Origin of the sequence: Chitinophaga sp. CCNWYY40, assembly GCF_037483205.1 — a bacterium.
GTDB lineage: Bacteria > Bacteroidota > Bacteroidia > Chitinophagales > Chitinophagaceae > Chitinophaga > Chitinophaga ginsengisegetis.
In genome coordinates this window covers 739687-756475 of the sequence record NZ_JBBHLF010000001.1, presented here as the reverse complement: position 1 = coordinate 756475, position 16789 = coordinate 739687, and the positions used below count along the sequence as shown (strand labels likewise).

General features: G+C 45.6%; 11 protein-coding genes. 5 read left to right on the top strand and 6 right to left on the bottom strand.

Translation table 11 applies throughout. The features are described from left to right. Positions 1-3: 3 nt before the first annotated feature. From V7S65_RS03115 to V7S65_RS03105, 3 genes are all read right to left on the bottom strand, one after another. Complete coding sequence (locus tag V7S65_RS03115) at positions 4-3264, bottom strand: TonB-dependent receptor (RefSeq protein WP_336386226.1); 3261 nt, start codon at positions 3262-3264, stop codon at positions 4-6. Positions 3265-3536: 272 nt separating this feature from the next. Next, a complete protein-coding gene (locus tag V7S65_RS03110) occupies positions 3537-4679 on the bottom strand; it encodes a FecR domain-containing protein (RefSeq protein WP_336386227.1) in 1143 nt (380 codons plus the stop codon). A gap of 42 nt (positions 4680-4721) precedes the next feature. Continuing rightward, complete coding sequence (locus V7S65_RS03105; protein ID WP_159454192.1) at positions 4722-5297, bottom strand: RNA polymerase sigma factor; 576 nt, start codon at positions 5295-5297, stop codon at positions 4722-4724. Positions 5298-5700: 403 nt separating this feature from the next. Between V7S65_RS03105 and kynU the strand changes: the two genes are divergently transcribed. From kynU to V7S65_RS03080, 5 genes are all read left to right on the top strand, one after another. Then, positions 5701-6999: a kynureninase gene (gene kynU / locus V7S65_RS03100; RefSeq protein ID WP_079468287.1), complete on the top strand. Its 1299-nt coding sequence runs from the start codon at positions 5701-5703 to the stop codon at positions 6997-6999. Positions 7000-7007: 8 nt separating this feature from the next. Continuing rightward, positions 7008-7967, top strand: coding sequence for a tryptophan 2,3-dioxygenase family protein (locus V7S65_RS03095; RefSeq protein ID WP_336386228.1), 960 nt, complete (start codon positions 7008-7010; stop codon positions 7965-7967). A 215-nt stretch (positions 7968-8182) separates the two neighbouring features. After that, complete coding sequence (locus tag V7S65_RS03090) at positions 8183-9121, top strand: pentapeptide repeat-containing protein (protein ID WP_336386229.1); 939 nt, start codon at positions 8183-8185, stop codon at positions 9119-9121. Between the two features lie 12 nt (positions 9122-9133). After that, positions 9134-9889: an ABC transporter ATP-binding protein gene (locus V7S65_RS03085; RefSeq protein ID WP_079468290.1), complete on the top strand. Its 756-nt coding sequence runs from the start codon at positions 9134-9136 to the stop codon at positions 9887-9889. Between the two features lies 1 nt (position 9890). Continuing rightward, a complete protein-coding gene (locus V7S65_RS03080; protein WP_336386230.1) occupies positions 9891-10658 on the top strand; it encodes an ABC transporter permease in 768 nt (255 codons plus the stop codon). Positions 10659-10780: 122 nt separating this feature from the next. Here the strand turns inward: V7S65_RS03080 and V7S65_RS03075 are convergent, their stop codons facing one another. From V7S65_RS03075 to V7S65_RS03065, 3 genes are read right to left on the bottom strand one after another with little or no spacing between them, the layout of a single operon-like run. Beyond that, complete coding sequence (locus V7S65_RS03075) at positions 10781-11908, bottom strand: TlpA disulfide reductase family protein (protein ID WP_336386231.1); 1128 nt, start codon at positions 11906-11908, stop codon at positions 10781-10783. Positions 11909-11935: 27 nt separating this feature from the next. Then, positions 11936-13339 carry a RagB/SusD family nutrient uptake outer membrane protein gene (locus V7S65_RS03070; RefSeq protein ID WP_336386232.1) on the bottom strand — a complete coding sequence of 468 codons (1404 nt, stop codon included), beginning with the start codon at positions 13337-13339 and terminating at the stop codon, positions 11936-11938. Positions 13340-13349: 10 nt separating this feature from the next. Beyond that, positions 13350-16664 (bottom strand): SusC/RagA family TonB-linked outer membrane protein, encoded by a 3315-nt coding sequence (locus V7S65_RS03065; protein WP_336386233.1) that lies wholly within the window; start codon positions 16662-16664, stop codon positions 13350-13352. Positions 16665-16789: the final 125 nt, after the last annotated feature.

The window sequence follows — 16789 nt, the reverse complement described above, 5'->3', positions numbered from 1 at the left end:
AAATTAAAATGTGACATTTAAACCAAAGAGTATCGATTTATTCGGCGGTGTATCTACGCCTAACGTACCTGCCGATTCAGGATCTACACCATGAAACCGGTCGTGCAATGGAGAGAATAAGATGATGGCATCATTCAGGCTGCTATAAACCCGGAGTGATTGTACACTGATTCTCTTTGCAATATGAGACGGCAGTGTGTAGCCCAGGTTGATTGTCCTTATTTTAAGATAAGAGGCATCATAATAACCCAGCAGGTCGCCATAAACGGGCGAGCCTACGTTAAAATTAGGTTTAGGGTAAGTGTTTTCCTGATTAAAAGGGGTCCAGTAATTAACATTCAGGTTATTCATTTTTCCGTTCAGCGCGTTTACGTTGCTGCCGGGTTGAAGCCAATAGGCGATCTGTGTTCCTCCCACGCGGTAGGTAGACACGACTGTCAGGTCAATACCACGATAACTGAAACGGTTGGTAAAGCCACCGAAAAACTTAGGCTGACGTGAGCCTACAATTGTACGGTCGTTCGAGTTGATCACACCGTCGCCATTCAGGTCTTCCACTTTTATGGTACCAATCACGGAACCTGATCCCACTAACGTCAGGTTAAGCTTCCTGGCCAGGGCTGAATCGGCAGCCGTATTTTGCCAGATGCCTAGTCTTACATAGTTATAAAGCGCATTAATAGGAGCCCCTACAAATCTGTTATTGCCAATGTCCTGAGTTACGCCATTTTGCAGCGCCGTAATTTTATTGCGGTTAAAGGTGATGTTGAAATTGGTGGTCCAGCCAAAATCATTTCGGTCAACAGCCCTGATATTGGTTGAAGCAAGATTGATCTCCAGACCTTTATTTTCCGTTTTACCCACGTTGGCAAGGAACTGTGAGGTGTAGCCCGTTGTAATAGGCAGATTTTGCGGAAGTATCAGATTGCTGGTGCGTTGCCGATAAGCATCAACGGACCCGCTGATGCGGTCATTAAACAAGCTGAAGTCCAGGGCAAGGTTCAACGTTGCCGTATACTCCCAACCGAGTTTTGGATTGGGTACGTTGTTGGGATAAGTGCCTGTAACGTTTGTAGAGCCATAATTGTAATTGATCGATGCCATGCCGCCAAGTGTCTGGTAGGGTGTTACTGCAGCATTTCCTACTGTTCCATAACCGGCGCGCAATTTCAGGCTTGATATCGCAGGAATATTTTTCATGAAATCTTCGCGGGTGATATTCCAGCCAACAGCTGCGGATGGGAAGATATGATACTTATTTCCCGGCGCCAGCGTGGAAGAGCCGTCAGACCTCATGGTGAGGGTTAACAGGTATTTGCTCATATAATCATAGTTAATACGTCCCATGAATGAAACAATATTAAACTTCGAATAACTCCCGGAACCACTGAGATTGGCGCCCAGTGCCGGGTTAAAATATTGAATATAATCTGCCAGGATATTGTTGTAGCTGAATGTAGTGGAGGCTTTATAATCATCCTGGTAACTAAACAGGCCGGTAGCTGTTAAGTGATGATTTTTAGCAAACGTATTTTCATACACCAGCAGGTTTTCCAGCGTATAGTCGTGATAGTCGTAATTGGTATTTTTAGCAGTGGAAGGGCCGCTCAGATTCTGATAGGTGGCACTGCCATAAAATTCGCCGTAGGTTTCCGGAGTAATTTCTACGCCCCCGTTAAAACGGTACTTAAGCTGTGGCGTGATCTGTGCCTCGGCATACACAGTTGTAAAAGTGTTATACCTGGAACGGTTTTGAACAACTGCGCCTTCCTTCAGGTTGGCCAGTGGATTATATGTTAAAGAGCCGCCGCCGGGGAATGGAATGAGATTACCCTTCTCGTCGTAAGGAACGGTAAGCGGGCTGGATGTAAGCGCCTGGGCCACCGGGTTGATACTTTCTCCATTAATTTTACTCACGGTATTCATTGAGCTTACGCCAATCTTAAATATCTTACCCAATTGCTGGTCAACACTTACTTTGAAGCTATAACGCCTGAATGACTGGCCGGGAAACAGGCCGGTTTCATTATAAAAACCGGCGGAAACCGCATATTTTGTTGATGCCGTACCACCGGACACGCCGAGCTGATGATTGGTTTTAAAGCCGTTCTTAAAAATCAGCTTTTGCCAGTCGGTAGCAGTTCCGTTTTTCATACCGGCTAATTCGGCGGGCAGGAAAGTGATACCATCTGTATAGAACTTAGGATCATCTATTCCATTATAAGGATTAGGTGTGCCGATGGTGTTCGGGTTGTTTGCATTATAGTTGCCCCATTTTTTATAGGTCTCGTAGCTTTTGGTATCCATCACGTCATAGTAACCCAGTGGGCTTACCACGCCGGCATAACCGCTGTAAGTAATTACAGGTGCGCCTGTTTTGCCTCGTTTAGTACTGATGAGTATTACGCCGTTTGCTCCTCTTGATCCATAAATAGCGGTTGCAGATGCGTCTTTTAATATTTGTACCGCCACTACATCATCCTGGTTGAGATCATTAATATAGTTGCCGTTGAACGGTATACCATCCACAACATACAGCACATCGTTGGTGGCGCCCAAAGAACGTTGCCCCCTGATAGAGATGGATGGCGTAGCGCCGGGATGACTGTTGCCGCCTGCTTTTTGTATATCAATACCTGGCGCCTGGCTTTGCAGCGCGCTTACCAGGTTACTTGCCGGTACGCTTTTTAGAGCTTCTTCATCTATCGATGCAATGGAGCCGGTAACATCCGCTTTCTTTTGTGAACCATAACCCACAACAATTACCTCATTCAACGCCGACGGCTTTTCAGCTAAAGTTACATTGATCACCGTTTGATCATTTACCGCTATTTCCTGGGTTATAAAACCCACAGAGCGGAATACCAGGACAGCAGATTTATCCGGTACCGAAATGCTGTACTTGCCATAAGCATCTGCAATAGCGCCGGTGGTGGCGCCTTTAATGGTTACCGATACGCCGGGAACGGGCGAGCCTTTACTGTCATTAACCTGACCAGTTATTTTGATGGCCGCGTTAGGGACGGCCAGTATTTCCCGTTCTGAAGTTTTGCGGCTGATTACCACATTGTTTTGAGTGATCACGTATGTTACGGGCTGGTCTTTGAAACATTGATCAAGCACTGTTTTTAACGACGCATTAGTAACGGTTAATGAAACCTTTTTTGTTTCTTCCAGTGCGCTGGGGTTATATAAAAAATTAAAACCGGTTTGCAGCCTTATCTGGGTAAATATTTCTTCGAGGGATGCATTTTTAACTTTCAAATTAATCGATTGAGCGTATGTAGCCGCTCTGACCTGCAATACTGTTGCAAGCAATAGAACTATTGTAAGTTTCATAACTGAGGAACGTTTAAAGAGCGCATAGAACATCCCCTGCATACGTATGCATTAGAGATATCTTACAAATAAATGTTTGGTTTGATAAACTAGCTGGCAGTTAGCTATTCCATGACAAGGGCCGCTGAGGCTTGGCCGGATACGTCGCGCGCCGCATCCTGCCTTATTTTAAGCAATAGCAATGTAGAGTAAAGATTTTACGGCATAATTGTTACCCTCCTTCCCTCGATTTTAAATTTTAAGCTTTTTGTTAATTCAATTGTCTTTAATAAATCTTCCAGATTTTCGTAACGGGAAACGGTTCCGCCGAGGCGCTGCTTCTTCACATCGCCCTCATAGCTGACATCTACATCATACCATCGTGCAATGGTTCTCATAACGCTTTCGATGCCCTCATTTTTAAAGAGGAAATAGCCGTTTTTCCAGGCAATGGCATCGTTGGGATCTACTTCATTGATGTGGAACTCCTTATTAGTTGCCAGAACTGCCTGCTGTCCCGGTTTAAGTAATACCTGGTTATTATTGGCGGAGAACTTAATGGAGCCTTCCAGCAGCGTAGTTTGTATGATTGGTTCATCTGCATAGGCATTCACATTAAAACTCGTTCCCAGCACTTGTACTTCAGCATCTTTAATCTTCACCTTGAATGGGTGGGATGCATTACCTGCTACTTCAAAATAAGCCTCCCCATTGACCTCCACAAGTCTTTCCGGTCCTGTAAAAGCGGTCGGATAACGTAGCGTGGAAGCCGCGTTCAGCCACACCTTTGTACCATCCGGGAGTGTGATCCGGAACTGGCCGCCCCGTGGGGTGGCTAGTGTATTATATTGAATAGAAGTAGCGGTGCTTTGCGCATCATATTTTAGCTGGCCTCCCTGTTGATGGATGGCGGTTGCGCCCTGCCGGATCACCTGGTTGCCGGTACTGTCCAATGTTACTTTGGATCCATCCGATAAGGTCAGGATGGCTTTGTGGGTGCCGGGCATCGCATTGGCGATGAGTTGCTGCGCCGCCGGATGTTTGGCGGGTCGCTGCAGCCATGCGTATGTTCCGGCCACGAGAGCGAGTATCGCCGCGGCCACCGCCCATCGATATCGCCGGGGCCTGATGGTATGCACCGGGGTCACTTCCTGGTCAAGACGCTGCTGAATCAATTGCCTGATTCCTTCATCCGGCTCTCCTTCATAGGCCCGCGCCACCAGTTCACCGTAAATCGTTTCGTCCAATAGCTGCATGTAATCCGGGTCTTCCAGCGCGATTGTCAGCCGTTGACGTTCGTGTGGCGTGATCCTGTCATCCAGGTATTTTTCCAATAGATCCTTGAATTCGTCGATGTGCATATACTATAAAGACGCACAAATGTAAAAAGAGGGTTGCTCTCTTTAAAAAAAAATTTGGAACAGCAGCCGGAGCGCATGCCGCATAAAGGTTCGCATCTGCGCCAGGGCCTTTATCATATGGCCTTTCACCGTTTCCCGGGAAATCCCCAGCCGCGCCGCAATCTCTTCATATTTTAGTCCCTCCTGCCGGCTCAGTTCAAAAACCGTCCGGCGTTGCGGCGGCATCTGTTCTATCACCACCTGGATCAGCTCCCGGAGCTGCTTGGTCGCCAGCTGTTCATCGGCCGGGGAATCGGATGCCGGCGGCAGCTGCCCGATATCGTCCGGGATCGGGACTACCAGCTTCTTTCTGAATTCACTTAGTATCCTGTTCTTGGCCATTGTATATAAATAGTGCTGCGGCCGTTCTACATCTGAGAGGGATCTGCGGTTTTTCCAGATGGTGAGAAACACTTCCTGGACTACATCCTGGGCTTTATGAGAGTCTTTCAGGTAAGCCATCGCCTGCCCATACAGGTTATTCCAGTATTGATCCGCCAACCGGGTAAAGGCATCATGATCGCCGTTCGCAATCTGTTGGAAAATATCTTTCTCTGTATGTAGGAAATTGTCTGGCAATATAAGTGCAAGCTTTGGCAGAGCTAAAAATAGATAAAAAATTTCTACCCCCTAAAAAATCAGGCGCGTTTTAATGACATATCATACAGTGAAGATCAGCATGGACTGTTTTAGTTCCGTGAAATGCCGGTGAGCGCCGTTGATGAGGTCAGGCTCCGTTGTGTGCAAACTCCTATAACAGGTAAATATTATTTGGCAGTGTAAACAATTTGTATTTTTTTTGTCGCACTTTCCAGCCAATGGTAGATATCTATAAAAATATAATCAACCGGCCTTCCTAGCAGGAGCTCCTTCTGCTGGCAGCATTTTGCTGCGATCATCCAACTTACCAGTATATCGTTTTTGATGCCATCGACAGCAATGTCTATGCACGCGATTTCCAACCATTAACATAATTATCAATATGATTTTTGAAAACAATCTGGCTTTCGCGCAAAGCCTGGACCGGCAAGATCCATTACACCACCTGCGAGCCGATTTCCTTTTCCCAAAGCAGCATGGTACCCCTTTCATTTATATGTGCGGCAACTCCCTCGGGTTACAGCCCAGGGCGGCACGCAGCTATGTGGATCAGCAACTGAACAACTGGGAAAACCTGGCAGTGGAAGGATGGTTTGAAGGAGAAACACCCTGGATGTACTATCACAAAGAACTGAAGGGGTTGATGGCTCATATCGTTGGCGCCGGCCCCCGGGAAGTATGCCCGATGAATACACTTACTGTCAACCTGCATCTGCTGATGGTGAGCTTTTACCGTCCCACTGCAACCAGATTTAAAATCATTATGGAGGCCGGCGCGTTTCCTTCCGACCAATATGCAGTAGAGAGCCAGGTCAGGTTTCACGGCTATGATCCGAAAGACGCCATTATTGAAGTAGCGCCCCGGGTTGGTGAAGCTACTTTGCAAACAGCAGATATCCTGGCTGCTATTGCCGATAATAGCGAACAGCTTGCGCTCGTGTTGTTTGGCGGTATAAATTATTTTACCGGCCAGTGGTTTGATATGCCTGCCATTACAAAAGCAGGGCACCATGCCGGCGCTGTTGTTGGGTTCGACCTCGCACATGCAGCAGGCAACGTACCGCTGAAACTGCACGATTGGGATATTGATTTCGCCTGCTGGTGTTCTTATAAATATCAGAATGCCGGCCCGGGAGGAATCAGCGGAATTTTTGTACATGAAAAACATTTTTCCGATAAATCGTCCGACCGTTTTGCGGGATGGTGGGGCTACCAGGAACAACAACGGTTTAAAATGGAGAAAGGGTTTATTGCGGAAGCTGGCGCCGACGGCTGGCAGGTAAGCTGCACGCAGGTCATTCCAATGGCGCTGTATCACGCCTCTCTTAAAACTTTCGAAAAAGCCGGCTTCATTGGCCCGCTCAGGGAAAAGAGCCTCCGGTTAACGGCCTATCTGTACTACCTCATCAGCGAAGTAAATAAAACACTCGGCTTTGAACAATACAAAATCATCACACCTTCTGCCGAAAATGAAAGAGGCGCCCAGTTGTCTATCATAGCCAAATACAAAGGCAAAGAGGTATTCCAGGCACTCGTAGCCAACAATATCCTGGGCGACTGGCGCGAGCCTGATGTTATCAGACTCAGCCCGGTACCATTGTATAATAGCTTCGAGGATGTTTTCCTGACAGCAGAAAGAATGCTGACAATAAGTAAAGAACTGATCACACCAAAACAATAACAGCAGCAATGGAAATAACCGCTGAAATCAAAGACAGACTATCCCTGCTGCAGGAGAAGTACGCTGCAATGGGACAGGACATCACCGCCTATCTTGATGGCCTTCTTTATGCAGATTACCTGACGTATTGGGATTATATTCACCTGGATACATTGTTGAGCCTCCAGCATCCGAAAACTTCTTATCCGGATGAGGAGATCTTCATCATGTATCATCAGATCACCGAACTTTATTTTAAGCTTGCCCTGCACGAGTGCCGGCAGATAAGCGCCAATACCTCACTTACGCCTGACTTTTTTGCTTCCAGGCTTAAAAGAATTAATGCTTATTTCACCGCCCTGGTATCATCTTTCGATATTATGGTGGATGGAATGGACAAAGAACAATTCCTGAAATTCAGGATGTCGCTGCTGCCCGCAAGTGGCTTCCAATCGGCACAGTACCGTATGATAGAGATCTATTCAACCGACCTCATTCAACTGGTAACACTGAGCAAAAGAGAGCAATTAAAACATGCCACACCAGCAGAACAGTTTGAAAATATTTACTGGAAATACGGCGCTTCTGAATTATCTACCGGCAAACAGACGCTTACCCTGCAACAGTTTATTGTGAAATATGCCGGACAACTCCTGCAGCTGGCGCAGAACAATATTGACCACAATTTTTCCTCGCTGTACAAAACGCTGGTCCAGCGCGGAGAAGATATGAGTGCTGTGGAAGCCGAACTCAGAAAGCTGGATCTGTTTGTAAACGTGGAGTGGCCGCTGTCCCACTATAAGTCTGCCGTTCGTTACCTCGAGCGCGACCCGGTAGACATCGCCGCTACGGGCGGCACCAACTGGCAGAAATACCTGCCGCCGAGATTCCAGAAAAGGATTTTCTATCCCTATCTGTGGACTGAAGAGCAGATTGAACAATGGGGCAAATCCTGGGTAATGAATGTGTTAAAAGCTTACCGGACTTAGTATCATAATACCAGGTCTTCACGGCGCCGGCGTGAAGACCTGGCGTTAAATTTCTCATCCTCCCCTTCTTTCCAGGCAGTTAATCCCCCATATACCACCGTAGGTTATTAATAACAACTCTAAGTAGCGTAAATACAACTATGAGTGTTTGCATTTTTTTGATTGAGGAAATACATCCCTATACCTTTACAGGGTCGATAACCTAAAACAAAAACATGGACACTAAAATGATCGGCAGCAAAATTGCCAAAGCGCGCAAGGATAAAAATATGTCCCAGGCGCAACTTGCCCAGCTTCTGTTTATCAGCCCCCAGGCTGTTGGAAAATGGGAGCGCGGGGAATCAATTCCGGACATCGTTACTATTAACCGGCTGGCCGAAATCCTGGGTGTCGACCTTAATTATTTTTCAGAGAACTTCCAATCTGTGGACGATAGCACATTTTTAAAGACCATTGAGAATAGTAACGACACGGGCCAAACGGAGGTTCCCATCCTTCCCTCCCCGCCGGAGGAGCGGCAGCTACTAACGAACTTCAGCGGCGGCAACCTTTCAGAAAGCGACTTCACCGGCGTTACCGCGCATAAAAGGAAATTTAACGGGAGTGCATTAAAAGGTTCCGACTTTGCAGGGGCGGACCTGACCGGCAGTTCGTTTACCGGTAGCGATATACATGCTGCCAATTTCGATGGGACAAACCTGACAGACTGCACCCTGTCATCCAACGACCTTACAGGTGCAAGCTTCAACAAAGCTATTCTCGTACGCACCGTATTCAGCACCTCAGGACTGGCGGGGGCGAAATTCATTGATGCAGAACTGACCGATGTAAAGCTGACCAAGACCGACCTTAGAAAAACCGTCTTTGAAAACTGCATCTTCAAAGGCGTGGACTTTAAGTATTCCGATATGCGGGGGCTACGCCTCGACGGGCAGACTTTTATCGGCGTCAGGTTCGACAAAACGGCGTTAAACGAAGCTACGTTCAATGGTGCGACACTCAGGAATGTATCTTTTCGTCCAACGTATGCCTTAACCAATAAATACTACCGTGCCATTAAAACCATCTGCTTTGATGGTGCAATGATGGATAAGCTGACCTATGCCGAACTCAAAGGCATGGGGGCCGATCTGTCGAAGGTTACATTTATATAAAGAGCGAAGTATATGCAAAACTCAATTCAAGTGAAAGGACTCCAAAAGTCCTATAAGCAGCTTCATGTCCTGAAGGGCGTAGATTTCGAGGTCGAAAAGGGCAGTATTTTTGCCCTGCTCGGCTCCAACGGTACGGGCAAAACAACCATCGTCAGAATCCTCAGCACACTGCTCAAACAGGACAGTGGAAATGTGACCGTGAATGGATTCGATGTCCTTTTAAAACCAGAAAGCGTGCGGCAGTCGATCAGCCTGACCGGGCAATTTGCGGCCATAGATGAGGTTTTAACCGGGCGGGAAAATATTACAATGATTGCCAGGTTGCGGCACCTCAGCAATCCGCGCCAGGTAGCCGCTGATCTCCTGGAACGCATCGGCTTAACCGATGCTGCCGACCGCCGCGCCTCCACTTATTCAGGAGGGATGCGCCGCAGGCTCGACATCGCCATGAGCCTCGTGGGAAACCCGCCGCTTATTTTCCTCGACGAGCCAACCACCGGGCTTGACCCTGAAGCACGGATTGAGTTCTGGAAGATTGTTAAGGAACTTTCCGGTAACGGCACAACCGTATTCCTGACCACCCAGTATTTAGAAGAAGCAGAACAGCTCGCTGATAAAATTGCCATTCTTCATGAGGGCAGGATCATCGTGAGCGGCACTTTCGCGGAACTCAAACAGCTGTTCCCGCCCACACAGGTAGAATATATTGAAAAACAACCAACCCTGGAAGAGATCTTTCTTGCAATTGTTGGAAAAAAAGAAAAATAACATGGAGACAATAAAAAACTATTTTTTTGCAGATATGAGCGTTATGCTCGGACGTTCCATGCGCCATGTTCTCCGCAGCATGGATACCATCATCACCGTCACTATCATGCCAATTGCCATGATGCTGTTATTTGTCTATGTACTCGGCGGCGCCATTCAGTCCGGTACAGATAATTATGTGGATTACCTGTTGCCCGGTATACTGTTAATTGCTATTGCAAATAGTGTCGGCTATGTATCTTACCGGCTCTTTAATGATGTACAACGGGGAATATTTGAGCGCTTCAACTCCATGCCAATTGCCCGTTCCGCTGCAATATGGGGGCATATCATGACCTCATTGGTATCTAACCTGATTTCACTCACTGTTATTATTATCGTAGCGTTAATAATGGGCTTCCGCTCGCCGGCCGGTATATTGTCGTGGCTGGCCGTGGCTGGCATACTCGCATTGTTTACACTTGCACTGGCCTGGATTGCAGCGATTGCCGGATTGTCTGCCAAATCGGTGGATGGCGCCACTTCAATTGCCTATCCGATTCACTTCCTGCCGTTAATCAGCTCAGCGTTTGTACCAACAGCTACGATGCCGGGGCCGGTTCGCGCCTTTGCCGAAAATCAACCGGTAACCTCCATAGTGGAAACCATTCGCGCGTTACTTTCAAACCAGCCGGTGGGCAATGAAATATGGGTGGCGCTTGCCTGGTGTATCGGGATTATACTTGTAGCTTATATCATTGCGATGCGCGTGTATAAAAAACAGGCGTAAAGGTTTGCTTGTCCGGGCGTCTCCCATTGATAATGCCTGGCAATGCCAGGCATTATTTTACAGCGACAGGGATCAGGTTAATGTCATTCCGCCATCCATCAGGATTTCGGACAGCGCAACGACTAGATACCTTTCATTTTCTTATAGTTCTCTAATGTTTTTTCGTACTCCACCACCGTGTAATCCATTATAGTACCAACCATTTCGCCATTCTTCAACGCTTTACGTGCGCCTTCCACTGCCTTTTCTTCATTCGCTATGGCACTGGCGTAGTCCCCGGCTTTAGCATAACAGCTGGCCACCGCGTCTAATGCTACCGGATTAGTGAGGTTTGGATTTGCCTCCTCGAAAGTTTTAGCTGCCCATAAGTAAGTGCTCTTATCGAAGCCATTTTTGTTATAAACCGCACTAAGTGCTATTCCTGGTACTGATTTATTCGTTTTCTGCAATTCTTTGGCAAATTCAATAGCTTGTTGCTGATTCACATAGTTTAATAATACCCCGAATCTCATTTGATCAACCATAAACTTATACTGTGGACTATCTGCTACCAGTTTGTCCATTAAACTCAGTGACGACTTGTAATCTTTGTTTGTAATAGCATCCTGTATGGGTTTAAGCGCCGCCTGCATGGTAGCCATTTCGCCTCTTCTGGCCTCAGCTTTGCGATCAAATGAAGCCTTAAATGCTGCCATATCATAAGTTCCGTTTAAGATACCTGGCAACGTGCTATCTAACGAACCCGGGTGACCAATCCAGATAATCTGGTTATTTTTTATGATAAAGGTAGATGGAATGCCATTCTCGCCGGCCGCTTTTAACCAGTTGTTCCCCATGAATTGCTCATTATTATCAGCCACCACCGAATAGCCCATATTGGCGTCATTTCCCTTTACAAACTTCTCCAACATTGGCAATGAAGATTCATAAGGTTTACCCTCCTCAACTTTTTCCCAAACCCCTACTCCGATGAAGGTGGCCTTCCCCTTATACTCTTTCTGAAGTTCGGTAAGATGTGGCATAGCAGCTTTACATGGGCCACACCAGGTTGCCCAGAATTCTAACACATAAAGATGATCGCCTTCAAAGGATTTAACCGGCTTTCCTTTAATCCACTTTGAATATTTTAGCGGTGGCGCCTGATCACCGATGGAAAGCTTGTTTTTACTTTGCCCGGTTGCCGTTCCTGCATAGGAAAATACAAACGCTGATACCAGCAGCATCCATGCTGCTAAATTTATCTTCTTCATATTAATTTAATTAATTTTCAATGATCCTTAATAATTCTGTGTCAACGTGCTGTTGAACTGTGTAGCACTCCGGGGGAAAGGAAATATCCATAAAGGAGAGTCAGGCCGTAATATGTATTTAACCCCGTTGATAGTCCTTTCAATCGTTGCAGCATATTTACCATCCCTGTTCCATCTTTTTAAGTTGATGAAGTTTCGCCAGGTGAATAGAAATTCTATCCGGGATGTCTTTTGTAAACAGGCCATAGCCTGCGCTTCGTTTGCTGCTATAAGCTGCGTATACGGTACTATCCGGCGGATTCTGATTTTGTTCACTTCTTCCATTCCTTCCGCAATTTTATTTGTACGGATCAGGCATTCCGCTTTCATCAAAACAAGGTCTGAGGTTGTCATACCAGCCTGGTTCGACTCATAAGATGGTGCAATCCAGACAGGGATACCCGGCAAGCCAATGTACAGGTACCCATAATCATAGTTGTAAACGGCGGAAGAATCCCTGATGATGTTACCTGGCTCGTACCAATCATGCAGAATTTCATAAGTAGGTGTAAAGGTGGTTGGTAAAAAGCCGGAATTAACGGCATAGAACAAATTATCAGCTGCGCTTAAGCCATTGCGAACCGGTACCCTGGAAGCCTTTGGCAATGACAGCAGCGATCTGTGATCTTCCAGTACGCTGTTATATTTCAATGCTTCTTCCGTGGCGGCAAGAGCAGCTGTATAATTGCGCATAGACATGAATACCTTTGCTTTCACCGCCAATGCAAATGCTTTGCCTATCCTCATAGCATTTTTAGGTTGATCAGGCAGTGCATCGGAAGCAAGTGCTGCATCGATGTCGGTAAGTATATTGTCGTAAACTTCTTTAACTGTATTTTTTGTGTTAACAGCTTCAAAGTCGATATCTTTTACATAGGATATCCCGCCATCCTTATCTGCTGTTGCCGGATCATATGCTTTGGCATAAATATTAACCAGCAGGTAATGTAAATAGGCACGCTGGATATACGCTTCAGCTTTCAACTGCTTTAACAATACGGGATCTCCGCTGGCTTTATCAGCATTGGTTAATACAATATTTGCTACTGTTGAAATGATCCGGTAAAGGCCTTCATAGGGTCCATCCGTAAGCGTCAACGCTGCCCTGTCTGCAGATTCATCATAGGTAATGAGGATTTTGTTCATGGTTTGCACATTGGACGAAATAGTATTTGGTACATTATACGCATGCAAATACATGTCATTATCCAATATTGCCTGCTTTACACAGGTGAAGGCCGTACCGGAATAGTCAACATTCATCAGTAAGTCCAGATCACTTGCTCTTTTCAGCAAGTTCTGTCCTTTAGGAGTTATGTCAGTATATTTTTTACATCCGGAAGCGATAACCATTGAAATGGTGATTACCCAAAAGTAAATTTGTCTTCTCATGTTCATTGAATTAAAAATTAGCATTGATACCAAAAACAAAAGAGGCAGGGATTGGCGCAGCCCCGGTTTCAGGGTCTACATGTACATCTTTTTGCTTTATCCAGATGGATTTGGGATTATTTACCTGTACTCTTACTTTAAGATTGGTTGCCCTGATCTTTGACGAAACGGTTTGTGGTATTGAATATCCCAATACGATATTCCTGATCTTTATAAAGTCGGCCGGCCTCACCAGGTTGTTTGAGTAGTAATACTGGTTGTTAATTGGAATCTGATAATATTGCCCGCTTCCCGGAATATCGGTATCTGTATTTGTTGGCGTCCAGCTGTTTAACAAATAAGAAGGCAATGGTCCGTAATTAGCATATGGATAAGGCACAGGTACAGGGCGGGCCCTGTAATAATGACCTCCGTAATAAACCGCAAATACGCTCAGGCTGATTCCCCTAAATGAAAAATCATTGTTCAATCCAAAATTGATGACAGGATCCGCATTTCCGGAAAACTCCACTGCATCCGCATCATTTGCTCCCAATGTTGCTTTAGTAGCAACTCCTTTGGTGTCGTACCACTTTGGCACTCCGGTATCGTCAAGTCCGGCAAAGCGGAATGAAAACAATGAATGCACAGGATATCCAACCCTGTAGGATTCTCCGGCGGCCAATGTCAACGGATCTCTTGTTAATTCATCTACATCCGTTATTTTATTTTTATTCCATGCGCCTGTTAAAACAGATGACCACCTGAATCCATTTGCGGAGGAGGATCTTATCCAATCGTAACCAAGATTGACTTCAAGTCCGTGGTTGATCATACTGGCATTGTTTATCACCATAGAAGTAAATCCTTCTGATGGATCTAAACGCTTCTGCGCAAACAGATCAGTTCCTTTCCGTTTATACCAGTCGAATGAACCTCTCAGGCGGTTTTGGAACCAGCTGAAATCAGCGCCAATATTTATAGTAGCTGTTTTCTCCCATCTCAGTCGCGGGTTAGGTGGATTTGTAACCGTTGCATTAGGCAGTTGAGTTACCTGATTTAGCCCTGTGGTTGCCGCAAGAACCGCGGTAACATTCCTGATGTTGCCGGTAAGGCCATAAGTTGCCCTCAATTTAAGATAATCGAGTGCTGCAACGTCTTTTAAGAAAGATTCGTTAGACGCTACCCACGAAACGCCAACTGACCATAAGGGGCGGCCACGGTATTTTTCATCTCCCCCAAAAAGGTCTGCGTAATCTTTCCTCAATGATCCAAAGATATTATATCTTCTATCGTAGGTATAAGTGACGTTGGCATATCCTGAGGCAAACCGGTGCATTTCGTCACGAACCAAACTCATATCCGCGATGTCATTAAAATGATACTGTCTGACAGGATAATTAGGGTTCCAGAAAGTGCCGCTGTTAATGTTGTACAGGTTGCCGAAGTTAACACTTTGTGTAGACTGGGTCTGTAATTGGTCATCATAGCCTAACAACATTCCATTTACACCATAATTGCGTGTTTGCCTGAATTCTGCACCAGCAATAGCAATGATACCGTGACTTCCAAATTCATGATCATAGTTGGCCTGCAGGCGTGCCGTATAATTGGGACTTTTCAGTTCGGAAGTGGCCAGCTTTCCTCCTTGGGGCAACAAATTCGTATACTTGTAATTACCTGCTGTGCCGGTGCGGGTGGTATATACATCCTGTAACCATCTCATTGTATAGCTTTCTGCCTCTGAATATGCAGAAACAGTTCTGCGCAAATCTTCATACTGAACCATCGGATGAATAGAAAGTCCATTAGCCAGCTTAAAGCTCATATTAAGGTAATACCTGGTGTTCAGTGTGGAGGTATTTGCAAAATCCCGTTCCAGTTCATCAAGGTGGTTAAATTTGGAAGAATATAGTCCCGGCGTTGTTTCTGTTACTGTATTATAGATATTGAACCGGTTGGTGGAATACTGTGCTCTTGTTCCGTCGGCGTTGAATAAGCTGTAGTAAGATGGTACTGAATACGGCGTTGTAGCAAATTCATTGTTGTGAGTCCTGATTTTTCCGATAATACTATTCACGCCATAGTCAATATCCAGCCACTTTGCAAAACTGTACCCACCTTTATAAAAGAGGTTTATTTGCCTGTTGTACCCGTTAATGATCCCTGTATTGTCTGTGGTATAATTTACCACCAGGCTGTTCTGGGATTTGCCATTGTTCGTGCGTATAGCAACGTTATACTGCTGAAGAACCTGGTTCAATAAGGCATTATCTTTATATTGGGTAACAAAATCATTCTTCCGGTATTCACCAAGCAGGTTATCCAACTGATTTTGATCGATTTTACCAGTCTTAAACTGATAATAAGCATATTGGACGGGAGATGCAGCATTTCCTAAAACAAGATTATTCTCGAAAGTCCCTATGGGGTTGGAAACGGTTCCGTCTCCGCCATTAAACCACCAGCTATAGTAATCTCTTTCCCAATCCACCTGCTGGGCAGGAGTCATGTAATTCTGGTAACTATAATCCGGTTTGTTGGTAATCGTGATATTACCTGAAAACTCCACCGCAATTTTATTCTTTTCCTTTGCCTTCTTCGTAGTAACAACGATTACGCCATTAGAAGCTCTCGCACCATAAATGGCAGATGCCGCCGCGTCTTTTAATACACTAACGTTATCTATATCATATGGATTTACATCCGCAATGGATCCTTCAATTGGCAGCCCATCCACAACCACCAGGATGTTTGTATTGGCCTGTAAGGTACTGACTCCGCGAATGGTGGCATTGCCCCTGTACTGAACAAGCCCGGGAACAATACCTTCCAAGTTCTGTAATACATTTTGCGCGTTTCGCTTTTCTAATTCCTGGCTTCCAACCGTTACCACGGAACCGGTGAGATTGGTGCGGTTTATTTTCTGGTAGCCGGTATTTACTACCGCAATTTCCCTCAGTTCATTCATGGCTGGATCAAGGCGGATAGCAAAACCATCCGGGCTCGCAATATGCAGGTTTGTTATCGTCAACTCTTTTGTTTCGTATCCCAGAAACCTTATCACCAATATATCTCCCGGTGAAACATCCAAAGTAAACCCACCGTTTTCCCCGGTCATTGTCTTACCTGGCTTATTTCTCAAACTGATAGAAGCGCCGGCTAAAGGTTTACCGGTTGAATCTATAATGTATCCCTTCACAGGTTCATCCCTGATATACTCTTTTGCCGGGCTATCAGAAGGAGTGTCCGGGATTTTTTTGGAGATGAAAACCGTTTTCCCTTTGATGACATATTGGAGTGATTGATCTTTAACTACACGGTCTAACACTTCAGTTAACGGCATATTGACAACGTTTAATGAAATTTTTGAGCTTTCATTATAAATATTCCTGTTAACGAGAACCGCGTACCCGGTTTGTTTCTGGATAGATTTAACGATGGATTGCAATGTTAAATTCCTCCCCGAAA

What these genes read in the sequence shown, in the direction of transcription:
- V7S65_RS03110 (WP_336386227.1), bottom strand. Translation starts at nt 4,679, where the DNA reads ATGCACATCGACGAATTCAAGGATCTATTGGAAAAATACCTGGATGAC.
- kynU (WP_079468287.1), top strand. Translation starts at nt 5,701, where the DNA reads ATGATTTTTGAAAACAATCTGGCTTTCGCGCAAAGCCTGGACCGGCAA.
- V7S65_RS03095 (WP_336386228.1), top strand. Translation starts at nt 7,008, where the DNA reads ATGGAAATAACCGCTGAAATCAAAGACAGACTATCCCTGCTGCAGGAG.
- V7S65_RS03090 (WP_336386229.1), top strand. Translation starts at nt 8,183, where the DNA reads ATGGACACTAAAATGATCGGCAGCAAAATTGCCAAAGCGCGCAAGGAT.
- V7S65_RS03085 (WP_079468290.1), top strand. Translation starts at nt 9,134, where the DNA reads ATGCAAAACTCAATTCAAGTGAAAGGACTCCAAAAGTCCTATAAGCAG.
- V7S65_RS03080 (WP_336386230.1), top strand. Translation starts at nt 9,891, where the DNA reads ATGGAGACAATAAAAAACTATTTTTTTGCAGATATGAGCGTTATGCTC.
- V7S65_RS03075 (WP_336386231.1), bottom strand. Translation starts at nt 11,908, where the DNA reads ATGAAGAAGATAAATTTAGCAGCATGGATGCTGCTGGTATCAGCGTTT.
- V7S65_RS03070 (WP_336386232.1), bottom strand. Translation starts at nt 13,339, where the DNA reads ATGAGAAGACAAATTTACTTTTGGGTAATCACCATTTCAATGGTTATC.
- V7S65_RS03065 (WP_336386233.1), bottom strand. Translation starts at nt 16,664, where the DNA reads ATGCCGTTAACTGAAGTGTTAGACCGTGTAGTTAAAGATCAATCACTC.